The following is a 23,498-nucleotide window of genomic DNA, read 5'->3' as shown; positions in this document are numbered from 1 at the left end:
AAAAGTAACCAACAAACAGCAAGTTGCTCAATGTTGTGCCAAGCAATCTAAAATTGTTGCTGGCTGTCACGATTAAAGAAAGTGGGGTTTTCCCCACATTCTTTTTTTTTCTGTTCTGGTTGGATTAGTCTAACAAAGTAAAATTCCCTGTTACACGATTATTCTTACTTGCAATTTTATCAGTTCACGGTAAAATTGAGATGTGAATTTGCTTCTTGTTTGTGAAGAAGCAGGTATCAACCAAAATACTTTTAAATTCCTGATGAAGCTATCAAGGTTTAACATTATATCAGCCATAAAAGATTCTGACAAATACTTTGTTGTTAATTTATTGTCTCAGAATGCCGATATTCTGTCGAAAGAAGAATGGAAATTATTAAACTCTGAAGATGGATTAATGCGTCAGGAGTTTATCGAGGCTGGCTATGTGGTTGATTTGGTGGAAGAGGAAAAGATGTATAAGAAGAAATACCTCGATTTTATTGATACGCGCAGTACAGACGAGGTTCAAATATTTTATGTGCCAGGTTATGTTTGCAATTTCTCTTGTTCATATTGTTACCAGGATGAATACATCAATACACAGAGCAATTTTTCGGAAGAGGTTCTTGGTGCTTTCTTTGGCTATGTGAAGGCTCAGTTTTTGGGTCGGAAAAAATACATTACCATTTTTGGTGGCGAACCACTTTTACCATCCGGGCAGCATAAAAAGCAGATTGCAAGCTTGCTAAACAGAGCCAAAGACGCGGGTTTAGACGTAGCTATTGTTACAAATGGTTTTCACTTAACCGAATACATACCAATACTAAAAGAAGCACATATTCGCGAAATTCAGGTTACCCTCGATGGAACCGAAAGTGTACACGATAGCAGACGGAAACACAAGAGCGGACAATCTACTTTTGCCAAGATTGTAGAAGGAATTGATGGCTGTATCCGGGAGAAAATACCAGTTAATCTGCGTATGGTACTCGATAAAGAAAATATCAGCAATCTGCCTGAATTTGCGCGCTTTGCAATTGAAAAGGAATGGACAAAATCGGCCTATTTCAAAACTCAGCTAGGGCGTAATTACGAACTTCATCATTGTCAAAGCCAGGCATCGCGCTTGTTTAGCAGACTTGAGATGTACGAATCAATTTACCAGATGCTAAAGGAATATCCTTTTGTAGCTGAGTTTCATAAACCTGCTTTTTCTGTCGCCAAATTTTTATTTCAGGAAGGAATACTCCCAGATCCTTTATTCGATTCCTGCCCCGGAACCAAGACAGAATGGGCTTTTGACTATAGAGGTAAAATATATTCTTGCACTGCCACAGTCGGTAAGCCCGGCGAGGAGCTGGGTAGCTTTTATCCGGAAGTAAAACTGAATGAGGATGCTGTTGCCGAATGGTCGGATCGTGATGTGCTGTCGATTGAAAAATGCCGGTCGTGTGAGTTACAACTGGCTTGTGGTGGAGGTTGTGCTTCGGTAGCTAAAAACAATCACGGTTCGGTGAATACTCCCGATTGCAGGCCTGTGCGTGAATTGCTTGAACTTGGTATTGCTCATTATTTTACAAAGTAATTCAAACTGTCTTAAAAGAACTGTTCGATTCTTTTTCTTAACTTGCCGTATTGTTCTTACGCTTTAATATATCTATTATATCTACATATGCAGATAAGTATGTAATTATGTCAGTATCATGCAAACTGGCACAATAAGTGTAAACGAAATGTTAAAATTTAGGAAACACTAATAATATAAAATAATGAAGGAAATATCTTCAGCTGAATTTGAAAAGGAAGTAATACAAGGTGGTAAAGTAGTCGTTGATTTTTATTCCGATGAATGTCCACCTTGTGAGGCTCTGGCACCAAAGTATGATACTGTGGGCGAACTATTTAAGAATGAGGCAAAGTTTGTGAAGGTTTTCAGGCAAAAGAACCGTGACCTTGCTGAAAAACTGGGTGTGAAAGGATCACCAACCGTTTTGTTTTTCGAAGATGGAAAGGAAGTTGGAATCAGGCTTACCGGAGGTATCAAGCGACATGAACTCTTCGAAGGAATGAAGTTTTTAGTAGGCAAAGAAAAGGTAGATAAAATAAAATCAGCCATTAAACCACAGATTAGTGAATACGATGTCGCGATTCTAGGGGGTGGCCCCGGTGGCTTAACTGCTGGTTTGTATTTGTGCCAGGCTCGTGTGAATGCTGTATTAATTGATGTAGGATTGCCCGGCGGTGCTGTTTCTACCACCCACCAGGTTTCGAATTATCCGGGTTTCATCGATCCTCAGCCTGGCTATATGTTATCGCACTTTATGAGCGAACAAACCAAACAATGTGGTACCTCATACAAAGTGGCCGTAGATGTGACCAAGGTAGATTTAGTGAATAAAGAAATTGTGATTGACGAGTATGAAACCATCAAGGCAAAGAAAATAATTATTGCTACCGGAACAACGCCTAACCTGCTGAATGTGCCAGGTGAACAAGAATTAAAAGGAAACGGGATCTCGTATTGTGCCACCTGCGATGCAAAGTATTTCGTAGGCAAGCATGCGGTAGTAATTGGCGGCGGTAATTCGGCCATCGAAGAATCTGATTTTATCTCCAAATTTGCGAGTAAAATTACCATTGTTCACCAGTTCGATAAGCTTCAGGCCAATAAATTAGCACAGGAAAAGGCTTTTGCCAACGAAAAGATTGATTTTATGCTGGAGCATGAACCTCGCGGTTTTAGAAGGCTTGGTGATAAAATAATTGTAGAAGTAGAAGACCTGAAAACAAAAACCCGCAAGGAAATCGAATCGGATGGCGCATTCATCTTTATTGGATGGAAGGCCAATACAGCCATGTTTACCGATAAATTGGAGCTTGATGATTGGGGTTTCATTAAGACCAATGAAGATAAACTTACCAGTATCGAAGGAGTTTATGCAGTGGGCGATGTAAGCAGTAAAAAATACCGCCAAATTACCACTGCAATTGCCGATGGAACTATTGCAGCAATTTCGGTTACACGCGAGCTGGACAGTCACTAATTGAATTGGTAGTGGTAAAACAAAAAAACCTTCATCCTCGATGAAGGTTTTTTTGTTATTAGTTAAACTATAAGTAAGGTGGCTAATCCCATACATATTTCCAGTTTCCATCTGGTAATTTTTTCCATATCGTATGGTAAACTCCCTGCCAGGATTTTACATTACCGGTTGAGTCGCGAAAGTGCCATTGATATCGCCCATAGGAGTATGCTATTGAGCCATCTTCCGAAACTTCGATAAAATCAGGTTTCCATTCAGCCGTAGCATTTTCAAAAATTGCTTGGGAATAATAATTTCTAATTGGTTCTTTGCCCTTTATCAGAGAATCATTTCCTCGAAGAATTACCGCATCTTCGGCGGCGTAATTGTAAAAGGCTTCAGCAGCACCTTTGGTTTGCAGTTCTAACATAAAACCATCTTCTGTTTGCTGAATTTCAGCTTTGAGTTCTTCTAGGTTTTTTTGTTGGCAGGCAGAAAATACACCTGAGCACAGTATTGCTAAAAGTAAAAATTTTGGTTTCATGAAGTAAGAGATTGTAATCTTATTTACTTGATAATAAATGCTTTTCGAGAAATATTTCCATGGTTCGATAGAATGCGAAGCGATTTTCCTCATTTTTAAATCCATGCCCTTCGTTTTCAATTAAAAGGTATTCAACTTCCTTGCCTTGCGCCCTAAGGGCGTTTACAATCTGGTCTGCCTCAGCCTTATTGACCCTAGGATCGTTTGCACCCTGCGCTATTAAAACGGGGGCACGAATGTTTTCGGTATGAAGAGCTGGGGATATTTTAGCTAATAATAGACTATCTTTTTCAGGGTCTCCTACCATTTCGAAGAACATTTCTCTTAATGGTTGCCAATAGGGAGGTAGAGATTGCATAAAAGTAAACAGGTTCGATGGGCCTACATTATCAATGCCACAGGCATACAACTCAGGAGTAAATGTCAATCCAGCCAGGGCGGCGTAACCTCCCCAACTCGAACCATAAATAGCTATTCGCTCCTGGTCAGCAATTCCTTTATCGATGAGCCATCTGGCCCCATCGGTAAGGTCATTTTGCATGGCGAGCCCCCATTGTTTCACCGATTTAAGCCAAAACTCTTTTCCATATCCAGCAGAACCACGATAGTTTATTTGCAAAACAGCATAACCACGATTGGCTAAAAACTGTATTTCAGGATTAAATTCCCAATAATCGCGAATCCACGGACCGCCATGCGGATGAATGATCAATGGAAGATTTTTAGCTTTGATGCCTGGCGGAAGAGTAAGGTACCCATTTAGTGTTAGTCCATCGCGGCTTAAAAAGCTTACTGGTTTGGTAGTAGCCAGATGTTCTTCTTCCAGCCAACTACTTGTGTTTGTAATTAAAGTAAGTGATTCGTCGTGAGTGCGGTACAGAAAATAAATGCCTTTTGCCCGGTCGTTGTATGCCTTTACGATGAATATGGTTTCATCTGTATTGCTCGACTCAATTTTAATATTATATTCTTTAAGTTTATTTTGAATCAACCGAAAGTGGTTTTCACGAGTTTCGTCGAAAAAGTGCTCGTGCTGCTTTGCAATATGGAATCCTGCGGATATGAGTACCTTGCGATTGCGGCTGAATTTAAGATCCGTTACATCGACATGTTCATTTTTAAAAAGCACCGATGTTTCAGTTTTCGATTTTGGATCGAACACCACCACTTCTAATTTATCACGACCAATATTGGAGAGAGCAAAAATACCGCGGTTGTCAAAAGTGAAAAACTGAGGGATAAAACTATCGCGCCAGGTTGTGGTGAGGATTGGTACAAAAGGTTTGCTTTCTGAATCGCGGTAAAGGATAACCTGATTCACACCTCCAATTATGGCCACTGCCAAGCGCAGATTTCCTTCATGATCCGTAATCCATTCGATAATATTTCCTGGATTTTTGGCAAGTAACTTAATTTGTCCTGTTTCGATATTTAAGCGGTATGGATCAAAAACAGTCGAGTCGCGTAGGTTTAATCCAATGATAACTTCTTCTGGTTTACAGGGTAATTCATTAATTAAAACCATGCTAACTCCTTTAAAACAAGTAAGGCATTTCGAGTCCGAACCATCAAGGTTTACTGAGTAGAGCTTAAACTCTTCGTTGCCTTCTTCATCTTTCACAAAAATCAGTCGCGTATCGTTGGCCCAGAAATAGCCACCAAGGTCGCGGGTAGTTTCGAATGTAATTTGGGTTGTTTTATTGGTTTCAAGTTCTTGAACATGCAAGTTCATTCGGTTATTCCATGGCGCCAGATATGAAATGTAGCGGCCATTTGGAGAAATCTTTATGGAAATCATTTCCGGATTCCGAAAAAAATCTTCCAAAGGAATTTTGGGTGGTTTTTGATCGAATTGAGAACAATTATCACAAACCAGCACTGTTAATAAAAGAAGTACCAAAGTATTAATTCGCATCTTTCATTACTTTTGAGAGAACTTTTAAATACTATCTATTTGATGGTAACAGATTGAAATTTATCTAATTTGTAGGCGATTTTGCAATGAATAAAGATACATTAAATAGCTTTTCGAAAAGAGTAAAAGGTGAGTTTTATCCGGATCAGCTGCACCGTTTAATATATGCTACCGATGCTTCTGCCTATCGCGAGGAACCTGTCGGAATACTGGTAGCAAAAGATGTAAACGATGTGAAAGAGGCAATTGCTTTTGCCCGCGAAAACAAGCTCAGTATTATTCCCCGTGCAGCGGGTACTTCGCTTGCCGGACAGGTGGTTGGCAAGGGTTTGGTTGTGGATTGTTCGAAATACATGAATCAAATTCTGGAACTCAATACAGAGGAACATTGGGTTCGTATTCAACCCGGAGTAGTGCTGGATGAGCTGAATCTTTATCTGAAAAAATTCGGTTTATTCTTTGGACCTGAAACATCTACCTCTAACAGGTGCATGGTAGGCGGAATGGTTGGAAACAATTCTTGTGGGGCGCATTCCGTTGTTTATGGTAGCACCCGCGACCATACCCTCGAAATTAAAGGACTTTTAAGCGATGGCTCCGAAGTTGTTTTTAATGCATTGAGCCATGAAGAGTTTTTGTTAAAAACACAAATAGATGGATTAGAAGGAGAAGTATACCGACAGATTGCACAGATACTGTCTCCTTTAGAAGTAAGGCAACGTATTGAAAATGAATTTCCTGATACAGAAATAAAAAGGCGCAACACGGGTTATGCCATCGACTTGCTCAGTCGCATGAAACCTTTTAATGATTTGGGAACTGATTTTAATTTTTGTTCGCTTTTGTGTGGATCTGAGGGAACCTTGCTTTTTATTACAGAGGTAAAATTGAACCTTGTTCCGCTTCCGCCGGCCCATACAGGCTTGTTGGTGGTGCATCATAAGAGTATCGAAGAAGCCCTAAAAGCAAATCTGGTAGCGCTGGCACACAAGCCTGTGGCCATAGAGTTAATCGATAAGTTCTTGCTCGATTGTACCCGCAACAGTGCAGAACATAGCAAGAATAGGTTTTTTCTTGAGGGCGATCCGGAGGCTTTGCTATGCATTGAGTTTGTAGCAGATTCGCAAAGGGCCATCGTAGCAAAATCGGAAGCGCTTATTTCTGCATTTAAACAAGAAGGTTTTGGATATCACTTTCCGCTTTTGTTCGGCAATGATATTTCACGAGTTTGGGCCTTAAGAAAGGCCGGATTAGGTTTGCTCTCCAATATACCCGGTGATGCCAAACCCCAACCGGTGATTGAAGATACTGCTGTGAATCCACGTCATTTGCCAGAATACATTGCAGAGTTTAATAAAGTATTGGCGCAGCATAATTTAACGTGTGTGTACTATGCCCACATTGCTACTGGCGAGTTGCATCTTCGGCCGGTTCTGAATCTTAAGGATCCGGAGGGAGTGAGGCTTTTTCGACTGGTAGCCACCGAAATTGCCCGTTTGGTAAAAAAATATCGGGGGTCGTTAAGTGGCGAACATGGCGATGGCCGGCTCCGTGGTGAGTTTATTCCATATATGATAGGACAAGAAAATTTCCAGCTTTTATTGGACATTAAACAAACCTGGGACCCTGAGGGTATTTTTAATCCGGGAAAAATTACACGCACACCACCCATGGATAGCTCTTTGCGCTTCGTGCCTGGCCAGGATACTCCTGATTTTGAAACCATACTTGATTTCTCCGATACCTTAGGTCTGGTTCGCATGGCCGAAAAATGCAATGGTTCGGCCGATTGCCGAAAATCTGCCTTGATAGGAGGAACCATGTGTCCCAGCTACCAGGCTACTTTTGATGAAAACAAAACCACCCGGGCGCGTGCCAATTTGTTGCGCGAAGTATTAAACAATCCTACAAAACTTAATCGATTCGACAACAAAGAATTGTACGAAATACTGGATATGTGCCTGTCGTGCAAAGCCTGCAAAACAGAGTGTCCGTCGGGAGTAGATATGGCCAAACTCAAATCGGAATTTCTTTATCAATATTACCAATCGAACAGGCGTCCTTTGCGAATGTACCTGGTAGCCTCCTTTAGTTATAGTCAAAAACTAGCCTCTTATATTCCAGGAATATATAATTACCTGGTTAGTAATGCTCTAACGAGCAGAGCGATTAAAAAGATAATAGGTTTTGCAAAGCAGCGCAGCTTGCCAAAAGTCCGACGCTTAACCTGGTCGCGCTGGTTAAACAAGAACGTGGATACCCTAAATCAGGCAAATTCAGGTTCAGATCGGCAAGTGGCTTTGTTTGTGGATGAATTTACCAATTACAACGAAGCTGACATAGGTATTAAAGCTACACAGCTCTTATCAAAACTCGGATACAGGCTTATCTACCTAAATCATTTCGAGAGTGGCCGGGCAAGAATTTCGAAAGGATTTTTAGAAACAGCCCGCAGGCTTGCCCTTAAAAATGTAAGGCTTTTCTTTGAGAAATTGCCAAATCAAGTCCCTTTAGTAGGCATTGAACCTTCGGCCATCTTAAGCTTCAGAGACGAATATCCTGATTTATTGCGAGGTGAGCATAAACAAGAGGCTATAGAGTTGGCAAAAAGAACTTTTACAATTGAAGAGTTTATGGCCAGTGAATTTGCAGCAGGAAGAATTGATGCTAACCTATTCACACTTCAAGAGACAAAAGTAATCTATCATGGGCATTGCCAACAAAAAGCAATGACTGGAACCTTAACGGCAAAACAAGCACTTTCAATACCGAAAAATTACCAGGTGGAAGAAATTAAATCGGGTTGCTGTGGAATGGCTGGCTCTTTTGGGTACGAAAAAGAACATTATGATTTGTCGATGAAAATAGGAGAGCTCATACTCTTCCCAAAAGTACGCTCACTAATCACAGATGAAGTAATGGTAGCTTCGGGTACCTCATGCAGGCACCATATAAAAGATGGCACCGGAAAGACAGTTTTTCATCCTGTTGAAATATTATGGAATGCCTTGAAAGAAAATCGAACTTAATCACCCTTATACTTAACATAATATAAGCGATTTTTTTAACCAAATCACTCCACATATACAAAAGGGGTAAGCACTTGGCTTGCATTATCTGCATGATTTTTTTTCTTTGTTCGAAAGTGTTCTGAATGGAAGACTTACAAGAAATCATTCAGAAATGATAATAGAGTATTTAGAGTAGACTAGTCAATAATTTAACTTTTCACCTTCCGATTTTGCTACAAGAACAGTAACCACTGTATCGCCAAATACATTCAGCGAAGTTCGGAGCATATCCAGGGGCCTGTCAACCGGCATTACAATAAGCATGTATTCGACCGGCAAACCAACAGCGGTAAAAACAATGGCCATGGTAACAAAACTTGCCATAGGAATTCCAGCTGTACCAATGGAAGCCAGCAAAGCTGTTGATACTAGAATAATTTGCTGACTGATGCTAAGATCGATACCTAGGAGTTGAGCCACAAAACCAGCCACCACAAGTTCGTATAGAGCTGTTCCATTCATATTGATTGTGGCTCCCAGAGGCAGCACAAAACTTGCAATTTTATTCGAGACGCCAGATTCTTCTTCCACAGTTTTTAGGGTGAGAGGCAAGGTGGCATTGGAACTGGCTGTTGAAAAGGCCGTTAGCATAACTGAAATTAATGCTTTGAAGTGTTTTATTGGATTGACACGGGCAATAAGCAACAGAAATAGCGGGAGCGTAACGATATAATGTATTGAAATCCCTAAAATAACTACCAGGGAAAACTTTCCAAGTCGTATCATTAATTCGCTGATATTGTCCTGCTCAGAAACTACCTGGGCAATGATTCCCATGATTCCTAGGGGGGCAAAGCGAATGACGAAGAGGGTTATTTTCATCATAAGGTCGAAAAAAGCATCGAAGAAATTAGTAAGAACAGCCTTATTCGAGGTTTCGAGTTTGCTTATAAAAATGCCTGCAAGAATGGAAAAAAAGATAATGGCAAGCATGTCGCCCTTTACCATGGCGCCTATTATGTTATCGGGAATGATTCCAATCAATGTATCGAGGAAACTGGTGGAAGCAAGATTTGGAGCTTGATCGCTGGCTAAACTAAATTCTTTTCCAACTCCTGGTTGTAACCAATTGACAAGAGCCAGACCAGTTACAAGGGCCAACAAGCTGGTAATCAAAAAATAAAATAAAGTCTTTCCACCTATGCGTCCCAGGGATTTTCCGCCTCCCAAACTGGCAACCCCAGAAATCATAGAGCTGAAAATAAGTGGCACCACAATCATTTTTAGAGCACGAAGAAACAAAGTTCCCGCAATGGAAAAGCCAGGCACCAGAGAGGGAAGGAAAACTCCTATGAAAGCACCTAAAATGATACCGATTAAAATTTGCCAATGAAGTGCAACTCGATTAAGCATAAGCTATGTATATAGATTTAAAGGTAAAATAATTTTTTGTTAGTCGGCAGGGATTGAATATTTAGCACCTAACCCAGATCAAAAAATTATACGACATTCTCAGGGGCTTTCGACAAAATCCAGTAAAAAACTACATTCTAAGCGCTACGTTACAAATGTAACAAAGGCAATAAAGTAATAAGTTTACATATCTACACTCAGAATATATAAAAGCTTAATAACAAATGTAAATAATAAAGGCTTAATATACATTGACATTTCATAATAGAATATTGAATTATAACTCACATAATATCAATGATTTATAATCAGTAAATTAACCTGTAGTTGAAATGAATTAAAGCTTTTAACTCCTATGACTGTATAAATGATCTGTATTTATTCTTTATATATAACAATATCAATTAATTATACTATTTATATAAACAAACAGATAATATAAAAGGGAAATAGATGAATCATTATTTGGAATTACCGGGTTACAGATGTATATTTAATAATCGGTATGAATACCTAAAACAACAATACAAAAGTAAACCTCTCGTTTGTTACAAATGTAAATATGAAAGATCGTTTCGAGCAAATCCTAACTTTTTACCAGCTTTCATCGGCTCAATTTGCCGATAACATTGGCGTTCAGCGTTCGAGCATTTCGCATATTGTTAGCGGCAGAAACCTGCCTAGTTTCGATTTTATACAAAAAATGTTGCTTAAATATCCAGAAATTGATGCCAATTGGCTCATTACGGGCAAGGGATCGCTTAAACGATCGATGGAAACAAATACTGTACCTGTGAGTAAGAGCGATCCTAATATATTTAGTCAAAACCCTGTAAAAGAATCTGTTATATTCAATAAAACTCCTGATAAAATAGACAGCGAAAGGAGAAAGGAAGCTATTTCTGAGTCAAAGAATGTAGCAATAAATAACGAGATTACAAATGTAAACAATGTAAAATCTATTATTTTAGTCTATCATGACGATAGTTTTAAGATTTTATCGGGCAGATAATTTCAATCTGCTTAACTTTGCATAAAAATTTCATGTATAAATTGCTTATCCGGCCTTTGCTGTTTCTCCTGGCTCCTGAAAAGGTGCATCACCTGGTGGTTTTAACTCTGAAAATTGCTTTTTATCTTCCTTTCGCGCGCATAATTGCAAAAAAAATATTTTCAGTTCAGAATTCTGCCCTTCAGCGCGAGATTGCCGGACTGGTTTTTCCAAACCCGGTTGGGCTTGCCGCAGGTTTTGATAAGAATGCAAGTTTTTATAATGCAATTGCAGCCTTTGGTTTTGGCTCTGTGGAAATTGGCACAGTTACACCGCTGGGTCAACCTGGCAATGCCAAACCCCGCTTGTTTCGTCTGCCTGCAGATAAGGCTCTCATTAACCGCATGGGCTTTAACAACCTAGGATTAGAAGCTGCTAAAAAGCAATTGTCGAAAAAGCGCAGCATTATTATTGGGTGTAACATTGGAAAAAACACGCTCACACCTAACGAGAAGGCCTATAGCGATTATTTGACCTGTTTTGAAGGACTGTATGCGCATGTAGACTATTTTGTTGTAAATGTAAGCTGCCCCAACATCTCCGATTTGCATAAATTGCAGGACCAGGATATGCTCGAACAAATTCTGAACGAAATTATGGCAAGTCGTGCCCAAAAAGTCTTTAAAAAACCTGTATTTCTTAAAATTTCTCCCGACCTGAATTCTCATCAGGTGGATGAAACACTTGCCATTGTGCAAAAAACCGCAATCGATGGTTTGGTGATATCCAATACCACCGTATCGCGTGAAGGATTAATCACCCCTGAAGGCACCATTCGTTCAATTGGCAATGGAGGCTTAAGTGGTTTGCCCATTCGCGACCGTTCTACCGCATTAATCCGCTATGTAGCAGAAAAAACGAACCACCAGTTGCCCATAATTGGTGTGGGAGGTATTCTATCACCAGCGGATGCAATCGAAAAACTGAAAGCTGGCGCCAGCCTGGTTCAGATTTATACAGGTTTTATTTACGAAGGGCCATTTCTTGTAAAAAGGATCAATCGGGCCATTCTCAATCAAGGACTCTGAGCTATAGCAAGTTAATATTTATCTTTAGGCCCAATTGACCATATGCGCTTAAGAACTTATATTTGTATATTTGATTATGATTAAGGACAAAAAAATATTAGTAAAAATTAAGCAGTTGGTTAATTTGACAGAGCCTTCAGCTACTATTATTTTATATGGTTCACACGCTAGAGGACAGAATAATAAACAGTCTGATATTGATATACTTATACTTGTTGATAATGATAAGATTACATACTCTGATGAACAGAGAATAAAATATCCTTTATATGACTTAGAGTTTGAAACAGGCAAGATAATTAGCCCATTAGTGTTTAGTCGTAAGGATTGGGAAACACGTCACTCAATTACACCTTTATATAAAAGTATAAAAAAAGACGGTGTTAAATTATGATTGGTAATTCAGAGGATTTAATAAAATATAGAATAAGTCGTTCTTTAGAAACATTCAGAGAAGCTGAAACGATGATTAAGAACAGGTATTGGAATGCATCTGTAAATCGGATTTATTATTCTTGCTATTATGCAGTAAGTGGATTATTATTAAAGAAATTCATTGAGACTAATTCTCACAAAGGAATTCGACAAATGTTTGGACTTCACTTTGTACAGACAGGATTAGTATCTAAAGAAGACGGAAGATTCTTTTCGGATCTTTATGATAGAAGACAAACTGGAGATTATGATGATTTTATATTGTTTGATGAGGATACCTTTTATAAACTTCATAAGCAGGCTGAAGGATTCATTAATCGCATAGAAGCATTACTTAGTCAGAATAGCAATTGGGTCTAACAAACGGTTTAAGGCAATGGAGGGTTAAGCGGTTTACCCATTCGCGACCGTTCTACCGCATTAATCCGTTACGTAGCAGATAAAACGAACCACCAGTTGCCCATAATTGGTGTGGGAGGTATTCTGTCGCCTGGGGATGCGATCGAAAAACTGAAAGCAGGTGCCAGCCTGGTTCAGATTTATACAGGTTTTATTTACGAAGGCCCTATGCTTGTAAAAAGAATCAATCGGGCTATTTTGCAAAGAAAATTCGAAAACAATTTATCGCTAATAATCTTTATTCTTGTAGATTAACATCTTCTTATTGAGTGTTTTATAAATAGCATCATTATGTGCAGTTATTCCTCAGAATGGATTACCTGAATCATTATTTTTTGAGGTGAGACAAGAGCAATTGTGAAAATCCCTTTCTATTTAAGCACAAAAAACCTCAAATTTCGCTACATTGCTTTATCATTTTAACAATTGTAAAATGCACACAAAGGCTAAACTATTTCTTGGAATTTTAACGTGTTGCGGAGTTTCTTTTCTTTCGCAGCCACTTTTAGGGCAATCGGCCAACCTGGTCAATAACTACAGTTTCGAAGATTATGAAAAGTGCCCGCAGGAATATACACCGCAGGATCATTCGCACAAATTCATTCCTGGATGGAGCTATCCTAGCCTTGCCACCCCCGATTATTTTAATCGCTGCTCACCGGGCAGGGCAGATGGGGTAAGTGTTCCTAAAAATTTTGCAGGCGAAAGTGAACCCCGTACAGGCGATGCCTATGCAGGAGCCATTTTAAGTGGTACCGACGATGGTTACCGCGAATATATCCAGGGCTCGCTCTCGCAAAGCATGATTAAAGGCCAGAAATACTGCATTACCTATTATTATAAACTGGCCTCGTATTCGAAATTTGCGGTTGATCAGCTAAGCGTTTACCTGAGCGATATTGAGATCAAGAATAGCCTTACAGTGAATCTTCCTTACAATGCGCAAATCAACAATTCAGCAGGTTTGTTTTTAGACAATATCTCGGAGTGGGAGGAGGTTTGCACTGTCTACACCGCCACTGGTGGAGAAAAGTTCTTCATTATCGGCAATTTTAAATCGTACGAAAACACCAATTATGTGGCTACCGACAAAAATATGGTCAACCTGAGGAATAAATCCTATGCCTATTATTTCTTCGACGATATCATTATAAGGCCACTCGAAAACTGTACCGATTGCGGCTGTGTACAACACGATTTTGAAGCACAGGTCCTCGATTCAACCTACCATGGCGGCCTTAATCCAATTACCCGCAAAATTGATAAAAAAACCAACGATGGGCATATTAAAATAGGCATGGCAGGCGGTACACCGCCTTACCGTGTTGAATGGGCAGATAGCATGCAGGGAGCAGAGCGCTGGAATTTAACAGAAGGAGTATACGATTATATAGCCTACGATGCCTATAACTGCCAAAGCAAGGGAAAAATCACTTTTGTTAAACCGGTGGAAGAACCCGATGAATTTGAAAAAGGCTTTGAAGATATTGAAGAAGGTGAGTCGTTGGTGTTGAAGAATATCTTTTTCGAATTTAACAAAACAACCCTTTTGCCTGAGTCCTTTGCCGAGCTCGACAGGGTTTTTGCTTTTATGCAGGAAAACCAGATAGACCTGATCGAAATATCGGGGCATACCGACAGCGAAGGTACCGACACTTACAATCAGAAACTCTCCGAAGGTAGAGCCAAAGCCGTTGTAGCTTATCTTCAGGGTAAAGGAATACAAGCTACACGGATGAAAGCCATGGGTTATGGAAAAACAAAGCCCATAGACTCCAACACCCTCGAAGCAGGCCGTGCCCGCAACCGTCGAGTTGAATTTACACTCATAAAAAAGTAACCAGAAATGTACCTCCGCATGAAATTATTTATTCTGATAAGCATACTGCTAGTTTTTTCCATCAGGCTCGAAGCCCAGAATGCCAAAAAAGGTTTTAATAGCCTGGAAAAACTCGAGTTCGACAAAGCGTATGACAGTTTTCAGAAGAATCTGGCTGAAAACAAAGACCATGTAGCTTCGAATTTTGGAATGGCCATGGTATTGGCCGACGAGCGTTCGCCCTCTTTCAATATTGTCGATTCCTGGCAATATGTAATCAACATGAAAGACCGCATCAACGTGCTTAGCCAGGAAGAATTGGAATACCTTTCGGAATATTTTTTAGCTACCGAAGAGCGTAAAACAAATCGTCCGGTAAAGAAAAAGATTGAGTTGGCTATTGAGGCCGTTGAAAGTAGATTAATCAAATACATTCGCGAAGAAAACAACTTAGAAGCCGTGTATTCGGTATTGGAAAAATATCCCGATTTTAAGTACCATGGCAACGTGGTTCATATTCGTAACCAATTCGAATTCAGAAAGTATGAGAAGATGCATACCCTAGCCGGATACGAAGAATTTATCCAAAAATTTCCGGATGCAGCACAAGTTCCTAAAGCCACGCGGTACCGAAACCAGCTTGCTTTTGACCAAACAAAATCGGCCAACACCGTTCAGGCATACAATCAGTATATCAAAGCTTATCCGCAATCTGCTTATTTGCAACAGGCTATAAAACTTCGTAACGAAGCTGCCTATGCCGAATCGCGCAAACTGCATACACTGGCTGCTTATGATAATTTTATTGCCCTTTATCCCGATGCCCTTCAGATTCCGGAAGCCAAACAATACCAGCGCGAATTGATGTACGAACAAGCGAAGCGAATTAAAACCCTCGAGGCCTATAACCGTTTTATCAGCATGTACCCCGATGGAGCTTATTACATCGATGTATTTAACCTGAAAGCCAGTGATTTAGGCCAGAAACTATTTCAAACATCCGGCTTTCAGGCCGATAAACTTAAATGGGCCCGGGCTTTTGACAACAACAACCAACCCGATCGGGCAGAGGCGTTTGCCCTGTTGCCCGATGGCAGTTATGTGCTCGCTGGCACAACCCGCAGCAGCGATTCGGCATATACCGATGTGTGGATCATTAAACTCGATGCCGCAGGGAAAATGTTGTGGAATAAAACCATCGATCAGGGTTATCACGATGCTGTTCAGCATCTTGTAGTTACAGACTCCAATGCCTTGATTGTGATTGGCAAAACCCAGGTTAGTCCTGAGCTTAACGATTATGCAGGTTGGATGTTTATGATGGGCCCCGACGGGGAGAAAAAGTGGAACAAAAACCTGGGTCCGATAGAAGTGCCTGCAGTTGTTTTGGGAGCAAACAATAAGTTGTTGTTGTCGGTACAGCGCACAGATACCACTGTTGCGTTTCATAATCTGAACCTTTTCGACCTGAATGGAAAAAAGGTAGCAGACCGCGATTATTCCCGCCCTGGGACCTTTAAAAATATTTCCTCACTGACCTCAGGAGATTTGATGCTATCTGGCGAAAAATGGATCATCCATTGCGACAATAAACTCTACATCAAGTGGGAAGATACCCTGACCACACAATCGGATTTTATAGCAGAATCAAGCTCCAACACTGCAACCTACCTGGTAAGTTCCGATAGCGTGCAAAGTTATTTCTATCGCTATTCCACAGCCGGGAAAAAGGAAATTAGTCTGCCCTTGAATCTTCCTGCCGATGAGCAGCTTGGTGGTCTCAAAGCCCTGAGCTCTGAACAGGTTTTGTTACATAGCAAAACTTCCACTGATGCCCGCATCTTAAAGCTCGATAAAATGGGCAACCAGATATCGGAAACCCGCATTGCAAATGGTTACTGCGTGAAAAGCATTATAGAAACTGCTGGTGGAGAAGTGAGTTATCTGTTGCAGGGCCCGGATATTTTAATAATCACCTTAACTGGTGCTGGGTTTTAGTGGTTGATTTCGAATGACGGCCCTTGGTGCTTAGTGAACGCTATCGGAATTAACCTCTCTCGTCCTCGTTTAGCTTCGCTGAGCTCTTCCGATTTACATCGGAAGAGGTTGTAACGAGGATGGGCAGGATAAAGAGCGATGAGTAAGGCATTTGTAATGCCAAAAAAAGAGATAAAGTAATATAGATAGCCAACTAAGTTAAAAACTTAAAAACATAAAATCCTCGTCGCAGACGAGGACTAGATAGCGGTAACAAGTTGAACCAGGTTATTTTGTATATTTGATAAAAATTTTAGTATGTCGACGAAAGAATTAAAAGAAGAGATAAACAAAGTACTATCTGATGCTCCTGACGAAATACTTGAAAGTGTACTTGATTATCTTAAAGGATTGCTCTCAAGATCAAAATCAAGCGCTATTCTTTCAAATAATTTAAATAGAATACTTCACGAGGATAAAGAAGTTCTTGAAAGATTAGCTAAATGATATCAATTTCAGAAGTAATCTTGATTCAGGATATCCTTATTGAGAAATTTGGTGGTACTCATGGGATACGTGATAAGGGATTATTAGAATCTGCACTATCCAGACCATTTCAAACATTCGACAAGAAGGATTTATATCCAACAGCGATACAGAAAGCAGCTGCGCTGATTGAAAGTATTGTAATAAATCATCCATTTATTGATGGTAATAAGAGGATTGGATTTGTTATAATGAGACTGTACCTGATGGAACCCCTCTCGTCCTCGTTTGTAACGAGGATGGGCAGGATAAAAAGAGATGAGTAAGGCATTTGTAATGCCGGTTAAAATGAGATAAAATATTATAGGTAGGCAATAAGTTAAAAACATAAAATCCTAAAACCCCCCGCGTCCGGGTTTGCAACCCGGACCCAAAGGATTTTAAAGAATATATAGTGCAGAAAAAAAGGCAAAAATAGGCACGCGCGCTAGAAAAAGATCCTTCAGAATAGATAAGTATACATACTTAATTAATGTGCAAAACGTTTATAAATCAGTGGTGTGTTAAAACTCCTTTTGAACCCTGGCACAATGCATTTACCTAAATCTATGCCATCAGAAAGTAAAGACGATTTATTCGACAACCTGATCAAGCAGAAAAAAGAGCTCGACCAGAGCATTCAATATGCCAGCTATATCCAAAGGGCTATTTTACCTACCGAAAAAGACCTTCAGCGAGTGTGGCCTCAAAGCTTTGTTTTCTCCCTGCCACGCGACACCGTAAGCGGCGATTTTTTCTGGATTCACCGGCAGAAGAACAAGTTCTTTCTGGCAGTGGGCGATTGCACCGGCCACGGTGTGCCAGGAGCATTTCTGAGCATTTTAGGCATCTCGTTCCTGAACCTAGTTAGTTCGAAGTACGATCCGGACAATCCGGCCGAGTTATTGAATCTGATGCGCGAATACATCATGCATGCCCTCAATCAGCAGGGAAATGCCGACGAACAAAAAGATGGAATTGACCTATCGGTGTGCATGGTCGATTTTAACAAGCAACTGTTTTTGTATTCAGGTTGCTTCAACCCTTGCTATGTCATTCTCGGCAACGAGCTCATTCAGCTCCAGGGCAGTAAAATGCCGGTGGGGGTGAATGCCGATACGGAGCAAAGCTTTACCAACCAGCAAATGCCTTTAGACCAGGTCGATTTTGTTTACCTCTTCACCGATGGATTTCCTGATCAGTTTGGGGGTGAACATGGGAAAAAGTACAAATACCCAGCGTTTCGCAATCTGTTACTGAAATGTAAAGATATTCCTGTGCTTCAACAAAAGGAATTTTTAGGTCAGGAACTCCAACGCTGGCAGGGAGCCCTTCCGCAACTCGACGATGTAACCATTACAGGCTTTAACCTGAAATAGACCAATAAATATTTGTCTCCTGCCGATTTGCCAAGGCAACAATATCATAAATAGCATCCTTCAACCGTTAAATATTCGTATTTTTCCATTGTAGCACTAATCTGCCAGAAAATGTCGAATGTTGAATTGCAGTCTTTTCGCGTACAGAATTTCCGTTCCATCGTCGATTCCGATTGGCGAAACCTCTCATCCGATCATATCACAGTGCTCATTGGGCAGAACGAGTCGGGAAAAACCACTGTACTGGAAGCACTTTACAGTTTCTATACCGGTAAAATTATTGAAGATGTATTCCGAAGCGACCAGCGTTTGCCGGAAGTGAGTTGCCAATTTACTCTTCCACAAGGTGAAAACCTTCTTGCGCATCTCGATGCAGAAAGAATTCCTGCCGAGCTGAAAGAAAAGATAAAAAAGCAAAAAACCTTTACCTTATCGCGAAGTTGGAGTAAAAACCACGAAAGTAGCATTCTTTATTCTGGCGATGAAATATTGAATTATTACCAGAAACGGGCACAGGAAATAGAAAAGTCCGAAAAGCAAACTATACAACTTTTGGATAGTTTTTTTGCACAGGCCGAAAAAGAATTTGCCGCATTACCCGAACTCGAGAAACTACGCGATGCCTCCCTGCAGCAGCTTATAGAGCTTCAGCAACAAACAAAAGCTCAGCAATTGAGAGTAAATAAAGCACAAAACGAAGAGGAAAAGAAGATAGCCTCAGATGCACTTCAGCAACTTACCGAGAAACAAGACCAGAAAAACAATGAATTTTTAAAGCAAAAATCCAACTTCGATACTCAAAAAGCTGCCACAAATGCCCTCACAGAGCGCTTGTTATTTTTTAAAAGGTGCCGTCAATATACCCACGAATCTGATGAACTTGAAGCACAGCTCAGCGAAATAAAAACTCAGTTAAGTGGTATGCATCAACTCTTCGAGCTTGGCACTCATAATAGAGACAAACACCGCATTAAAAAACAAATTGAGAAGATAAGCCTTGAACAAGCCAGGACAGATGCCAGGCTTAGCAGTTCTCTGGCCCAGAGGCATATTCAATTAGCGGCTGCCGAAAAGGTTTTAACAAACAATACCGACATTTCTGAGGCTGTTAAAACCTCAAAACTCGACTATGCGCAAAGCACCAGGTTGTATACTCTGACTCAGCTGGGTAAAGAGTGCATGAAGCTGGTGCCTGTTTTTGAATTTTTCGAAGATTTTAGCGGACTATTGCCCAACAAAATCGATCTCGAAGACATTCTGCACGAACGTGAGCACACTGAAGGCTACAAGGCAGTCTGTAATTTTTTGAGCCTTGCCGGCTTGAGCAGTTCATTCTTTCACGAAAAAAATCAGCGCATTTTAAAGCAGGGCATAGAAGCGTTAAATACCGATGTCACCATCAATTTTCACGACTACTGGAGTCAGATGGTAGGAAAGAATAACAAAATAAAACTTCACCTTGAATTGGAGCATTACGATTATACAGTGCCTGAAAAGAGTGGAAAACCTTACCTCGAATTCTGGATCAAAGACAAGCACGAACGCTTATATCCCAAGCAGCGGAGCAGGGGGGTGCGCTGGTTTTTGTCCTTCTACCTCGAACTAAAAGCCACCGAAAAACAAAACTCCGGCAACAGAATATTGCTCATCGACGAACCCGGGCTTAGCCTTCATGCGCGTGCCCAGGAAGATGTGCTGAAAGTGTTTGAAGACCTGAAAGATAAAATGCAGATCATTTACTGCACCCATTCGCCACACCTGGTGAAACCGGAAAAACTATACCGCATATTGGCCGTGCAGCGGCTCGACCAGACCGACGACCACAGTGAAACCCATATTCTCGATCCCCAAATGCTTACGAAGGCATCGGCCGATACCCTTTCTCCTGTTTATTCCATTATGGGCATGCACCTGGGCGATTCGCAGCTTATCAGCAACCGAAATAACATTCTTGTTCCCGATATAATACATTATTACTACCTAAGCAGGATTTCAAAAATAATATCGGGTGCCGATAAATTGAATTTCATACCTGCAACTTCTGTCGAAAGCATTTCCCTTTTGGTTAATATACTCACTTCCTGGCAGGTTCCTTATGGAGTGTTGTTTTTTGGCAATACCCCGGAAACGCTCATCGAACAGCTGCAGTCTGAAACATTAATTCACTCCGATTCAGTAAATCATCAGAAGTTGTTGTATTTTAGCACACTGGACGAGGTGGAGGATATTTTTTCGACCCTTGATTTTAAAAAGTACATTTTACTCAGGCGCGAAGGGATAACTGTCACAAATTCGGCATATATTTTCGAAAATGACTTGTCAAGAAAGATTCTTGCAGCTAACTTTGTAAATAGTTTTGAGGCGGAGAAAAATCCTGCCGATATGTTTGACCAAACTACCATAAACAACATGAACCAAGTGTTCGATTCAATTAAAATACTGATCAAACCATAATATCATTTGTATGAATTTTGTAACTGGATGGAATCTTTTTCATAAGCGCACTGTTTTAATAGCAGGAATACTTATGCTAACCCTTAGCCTGCAGGCCCAGTTGCCGGAGCCTAAGCGCGAACGCAGGCTAACGAAACAGGGTGATGAGCTATTTCAGCAAAAAAAATACACTAAGGCAATTGAAAAATACAAAGAAGTGCTCAGCCGGTACGACGGAAACCCCGATGTATGGTTTAACCTGGCAGTATCTTACCAGGAAGTGGGGAATCCGGATTTGGCACAATTGTATTATTCGAAAATTTTAAAGACAAACGATCAGGCAAATCCCATAGTGCACCTTGCCCTTGGAAAGGTTTTAATGATGCAGGGTAAATACGACGAGGCCCGAGAGCAGTTTATTGCCTACAACGAAATACTCGAATACAACGATCAGATGGCGATGCGGTATATTTCGAGCATCGAAAATATCGATCGATATTTTGCCGATTCTACCTTTTTTCAGAAAGAATCCCTGGCCATTAACTCACCGGCAGCAGATTTTGGAGCCTCTACAGCCGATAAATCGTTTTACTTTTTGTCGACGCGCGACCGTAAAAGCGATCTTACCGACCTTTATACCTCCGATTTATTTACAGCTCCTTTAAAAGATATTGAAGCTTCCACTACTACTCCTGTGCCCCAGAAAGTAAAAGGTCCTACCAACACACGTTTTGGTGAAGTTGGCTATGCCATTGTACCCAGTACCAACGAAATTTACATTTGCCGTTTTCATCCCAACGAGCAAGATCAGTATTCGCTGGGTTATAGCCTCTACAAAGCCTATATGGGATACAACAAAGACATTACCAAACCAGAAAGGATAGTAGCAGACAAATTTAAATTTGCCATAGCTTACCCCACGCTTAGTGAGAATGGCAAGAAAATCGTATTTTCTTCCGATGCCCCTGGCGGTTTTGGCGGTTGGGACCTTTATCAGGCCGATTTTACTTCAACCGGGTTCAAGAACATTCAAAATCTCGGCGAGAATGTGAATTCGGCCGGCGATGAACTCTATGCCTTTTTATTAAACGACAGCATACTCTTCTTTGCCACCGATGGGCACGGAGGTTTAGGTGGATTCGATATTTATTCGAAGAACCTGGGTAACACAGAATACGCCCGTAATCTTGGTTATCCGGTCAATTCCTCCGCTAACGATTATGCCATCTATTTCGAATCGGGCCTGAGTGGCTATTTTACCTCAAACCGCGAAGGTGGAAAGGGTAGCGACGATATTTATAAATTTGATATTCATCAACTTAAACTATCGAGCGAGATTGTTGAAAAGGGCAGTGGAGATAACCTCAAAAATGTCAATATTTCGGTTACTCGAAGCAAAGGCAACGACGAAGTCTTGGCCCTGGCCGATAACGGAAAACTGGTGTTGGTTGCCCAACCCAACGAGGTGTTGAAAATAACTGTTGAAAAGGAAGGCTACGAAACCAAAACCTTTGAGGTAAATACAGCCGGCATGTCATTTATTGGTAATCACTCTCTGGAGCTGGGTAAGTTTGAAGTATTGAAAATCGAAAAGGACATTCCCGATACCTATACGCTTGAACCTGAGCTAACGGTGCAGGCCGAAGTGAAGGAAGAAATCTTCTTTGCTACCGAAATTAAATATAGCCGTACACGTTTGAGTCAGGCTGAGCTTAAAAAGATATATTCGGGTAACCTTGAAATTACAGAGATGCGTGACGATAAATACTACCGCTATATGATCGGTCGCTACGATTCGTATTTCGAAGCTAAAGAAGTGTTTTTGTCAGAAAAAATCGAAGAGCCGGTACTTGTGGCTTACATCAATGGCATACCAGCCAAGGTGATGAAAGCCCTGAAAGACGCACATGTGACCCCGGCAGAAGCCAAAGACCCTTTAGTTCATGACTTTATCGATCGCACCAATCAATTGGGTTCCTCTCTGGTGTTTTACGATCTGGATAAGTTCAGGGTGCCTCGTGGTTCGGAAATTAAACTTCAAGCGGTTGTCGATACACTTAAAGCCAATCCGGACTATTTCCTTGAAATAGCAGCACACACCGACAGCCGTGGCTCAGACATGTATAACCGTGCATTGTCCGAAGAGCGGGCCCGCTTTTTACGCGAATACTTTTTAAGCAAGGGTATCGACGAGCTGAGGATAATTTCACATGGAATTGGAAAAAGTCAGCTAAAGAAATACTGCACAAATTGCACCGAAGAAGACCATGCCTTAAACCGTAGGGGTGAATTAATCATTCGCATTGATAAAAACGGGAGCAAACAATAACATTGGAATGTAAAGTTATTGTTAATAACTTTTTAAACTAATTGAAAATATTTATTGACGAACGCTTGCAAATCTTTGACGAATGAATAAATTTGTACAAAACAATTCGTCATGGGTACAATTTTAATCATTCATCTTGTTTCGGCCATTATAATTGGTGTGTTTATTTTTAGAGCACCCGAAATTTCAAATGAATTAGCAGAATAGTTAAAAAACGGAAATTGCAGAGAAATCA

General features: G+C 40.6%; 18 protein-coding genes. 15 read left to right on the top strand and 3 right to left on the bottom strand.

All coding sequences use genetic code 11. The features are described 5' to 3' along the window. Positions 1-202 precede the first annotated feature (202 nt). Both IPM71_00980 and IPM71_00975 read left to right on the top strand, forming a co-directional pair. Positions 203-1,567 carry a radical SAM protein gene (locus IPM71_00980; GenBank protein QQS51328.1) on the top strand — a complete coding sequence of 455 codons (1,365 nt, stop codon included), beginning with the start codon at positions 203-205 and terminating at the stop codon, positions 1,565-1,567. A 184-nt stretch (positions 1,568-1,751) separates the two neighbouring features. After that, positions 1,752-3,026, top strand: a complete 1,275-nt coding sequence (locus IPM71_00975; protein ID QQS51327.1) for an FAD-dependent oxidoreductase — start codon at positions 1,752-1,754, stop codon at positions 3,024-3,026. A gap of 82 nt (positions 3,027-3,108) precedes the next feature. Here the strand turns inward: IPM71_00975 and IPM71_00970 are convergent, their stop codons facing one another. Next, positions 3,109-3,549: a DUF4440 domain-containing protein gene (locus tag IPM71_00970; GenBank protein ID QQS51326.1), complete on the bottom strand. Its 441-nt coding sequence runs from the start codon at positions 3,547-3,549 to the stop codon at positions 3,109-3,111. 19 nt (positions 3,550-3,568) lie between these two features. Continuing rightward, the gene (locus IPM71_00965) at positions 3,569-5,464 is read right to left on the bottom strand and encodes a S9 family peptidase (protein QQS51325.1); all 1,896 of its coding nucleotides are present in this window, start codon (positions 5,462-5,464) and stop codon (positions 3,569-3,571) included. 86 nt (positions 5,465-5,550) lie between these two features. On the opposite strand from IPM71_00965, the gene IPM71_00960 reads away from it, so the two are divergent. Beyond that, on the top strand, positions 5,551-8,493 hold the full coding sequence (locus IPM71_00960; protein ID QQS51324.1) for an FAD-binding protein: 2,943 nt from the start codon (positions 5,551-5,553) through the stop codon (positions 8,491-8,493). A 183-nt stretch (positions 8,494-8,676) separates the two neighbouring features. Here the strand turns inward: IPM71_00960 and IPM71_00955 are convergent, their stop codons facing one another. Beyond that, the gene (locus tag IPM71_00955; protein QQS51323.1) at positions 8,677-9,888 is read right to left on the bottom strand and encodes a dicarboxylate/amino acid:cation symporter; all 1,212 of its coding nucleotides are present in this window, start codon (positions 9,886-9,888) and stop codon (positions 8,677-8,679) included. A gap of 562 nt (positions 9,889-10,450) precedes the next feature. Here IPM71_00955 and IPM71_00950 point away from each other — a divergent pair. The 12 genes from IPM71_00950 (at position 10,451) to IPM71_00895 (ending at position 23,263) form a co-directional block, all read left to right on the top strand. Beyond that, a complete protein-coding gene (locus tag IPM71_00950; GenBank protein ID QQS51322.1) occupies positions 10,451-10,900 on the top strand; it encodes a helix-turn-helix domain-containing protein in 450 nt (149 codons plus the stop codon). A gap of 32 nt (positions 10,901-10,932) precedes the next feature. Beyond that, entirely contained in the window at positions 10,933-11,967 is a 1,035-nt protein-coding gene (locus IPM71_00945) for a quinone-dependent dihydroorotate dehydrogenase (GenBank protein QQS51321.1), read from the top strand. A 76-nt stretch (positions 11,968-12,043) separates the two neighbouring features. Then, entirely contained in the window at positions 12,044-12,361 is a 318-nt protein-coding gene (locus tag IPM71_00940; GenBank protein QQS51320.1) for a nucleotidyltransferase domain-containing protein, read from the top strand. Then, positions 12,358-12,762 (top strand): HEPN domain-containing protein, encoded by a 405-nt coding sequence (locus IPM71_00935; GenBank protein QQS51319.1) that lies wholly within the window; start codon positions 12,358-12,360, stop codon positions 12,760-12,762. The genes IPM71_00940 and IPM71_00935 overlap by 4 nt, the downstream gene beginning before the upstream one ends. 39 nt (positions 12,763-12,801) lie before the next feature. Further along, on the top strand, positions 12,802-13,056 hold the full coding sequence (locus IPM71_00930) for a hypothetical protein (GenBank protein QQS52755.1): 255 nt from the start codon (positions 12,802-12,804) through the stop codon (positions 13,054-13,056). 178 nt (positions 13,057-13,234) lie between these two features. After that, positions 13,235-14,641 (top strand): OmpA family protein, encoded by a 1,407-nt coding sequence (locus IPM71_00925; protein ID QQS51318.1) that lies wholly within the window; start codon positions 13,235-13,237, stop codon positions 14,639-14,641. A gap of 18 nt (positions 14,642-14,659) precedes the next feature. Then, a complete protein-coding gene (locus tag IPM71_00920) occupies positions 14,660-16,618 on the top strand; it encodes a hypothetical protein (protein QQS51317.1) in 1,959 nt (652 codons plus the stop codon). 297 nt (positions 16,619-16,915) lie between these two features. Continuing rightward, positions 16,916-17,104: a hypothetical protein gene (locus tag IPM71_00915; protein QQS51316.1), complete on the top strand. Its 189-nt coding sequence runs from the start codon at positions 16,916-16,918 to the stop codon at positions 17,102-17,104. Further along, positions 17,101-17,409, top strand: a complete 309-nt coding sequence (locus IPM71_00910; GenBank protein QQS51315.1) for a type II toxin-antitoxin system death-on-curing family toxin — start codon at positions 17,101-17,103, stop codon at positions 17,407-17,409. The genes IPM71_00915 and IPM71_00910 overlap by 4 nt, the downstream gene beginning before the upstream one ends. A gap of 282 nt (positions 17,410-17,691) precedes the next feature. Beyond that, a complete protein-coding gene (locus IPM71_00905; GenBank protein ID QQS51314.1) occupies positions 17,692-18,501 on the top strand; it encodes a SpoIIE family protein phosphatase in 810 nt (269 codons plus the stop codon). Positions 18,502-18,612: 111 nt separating this feature from the next. Next, positions 18,613-20,955, top strand: coding sequence for an AAA family ATPase (locus IPM71_00900; protein ID QQS51313.1), 2,343 nt, complete (start codon positions 18,613-18,615; stop codon positions 20,953-20,955). 10 nt (positions 20,956-20,965) lie between these two features. Beyond that, complete coding sequence (locus tag IPM71_00895; protein ID QQS51312.1) at positions 20,966-23,263, top strand: OmpA family protein; 2,298 nt, start codon at positions 20,966-20,968, stop codon at positions 23,261-23,263. Positions 23,264-23,498: the final 235 nt, after the last annotated feature.

The sequence above is a fragment of the Bacteroidota bacterium genome (genome assembly GCA_016699695.1).
Taxonomy (GTDB): domain Bacteria; phylum Bacteroidota; class Bacteroidia; order Bacteroidales; family UBA10428; genus UBA10428.
Note: the sequence above shows the minus strand (reverse complement) of the source record. Positions and strands in the feature narration are given on the sequence as shown.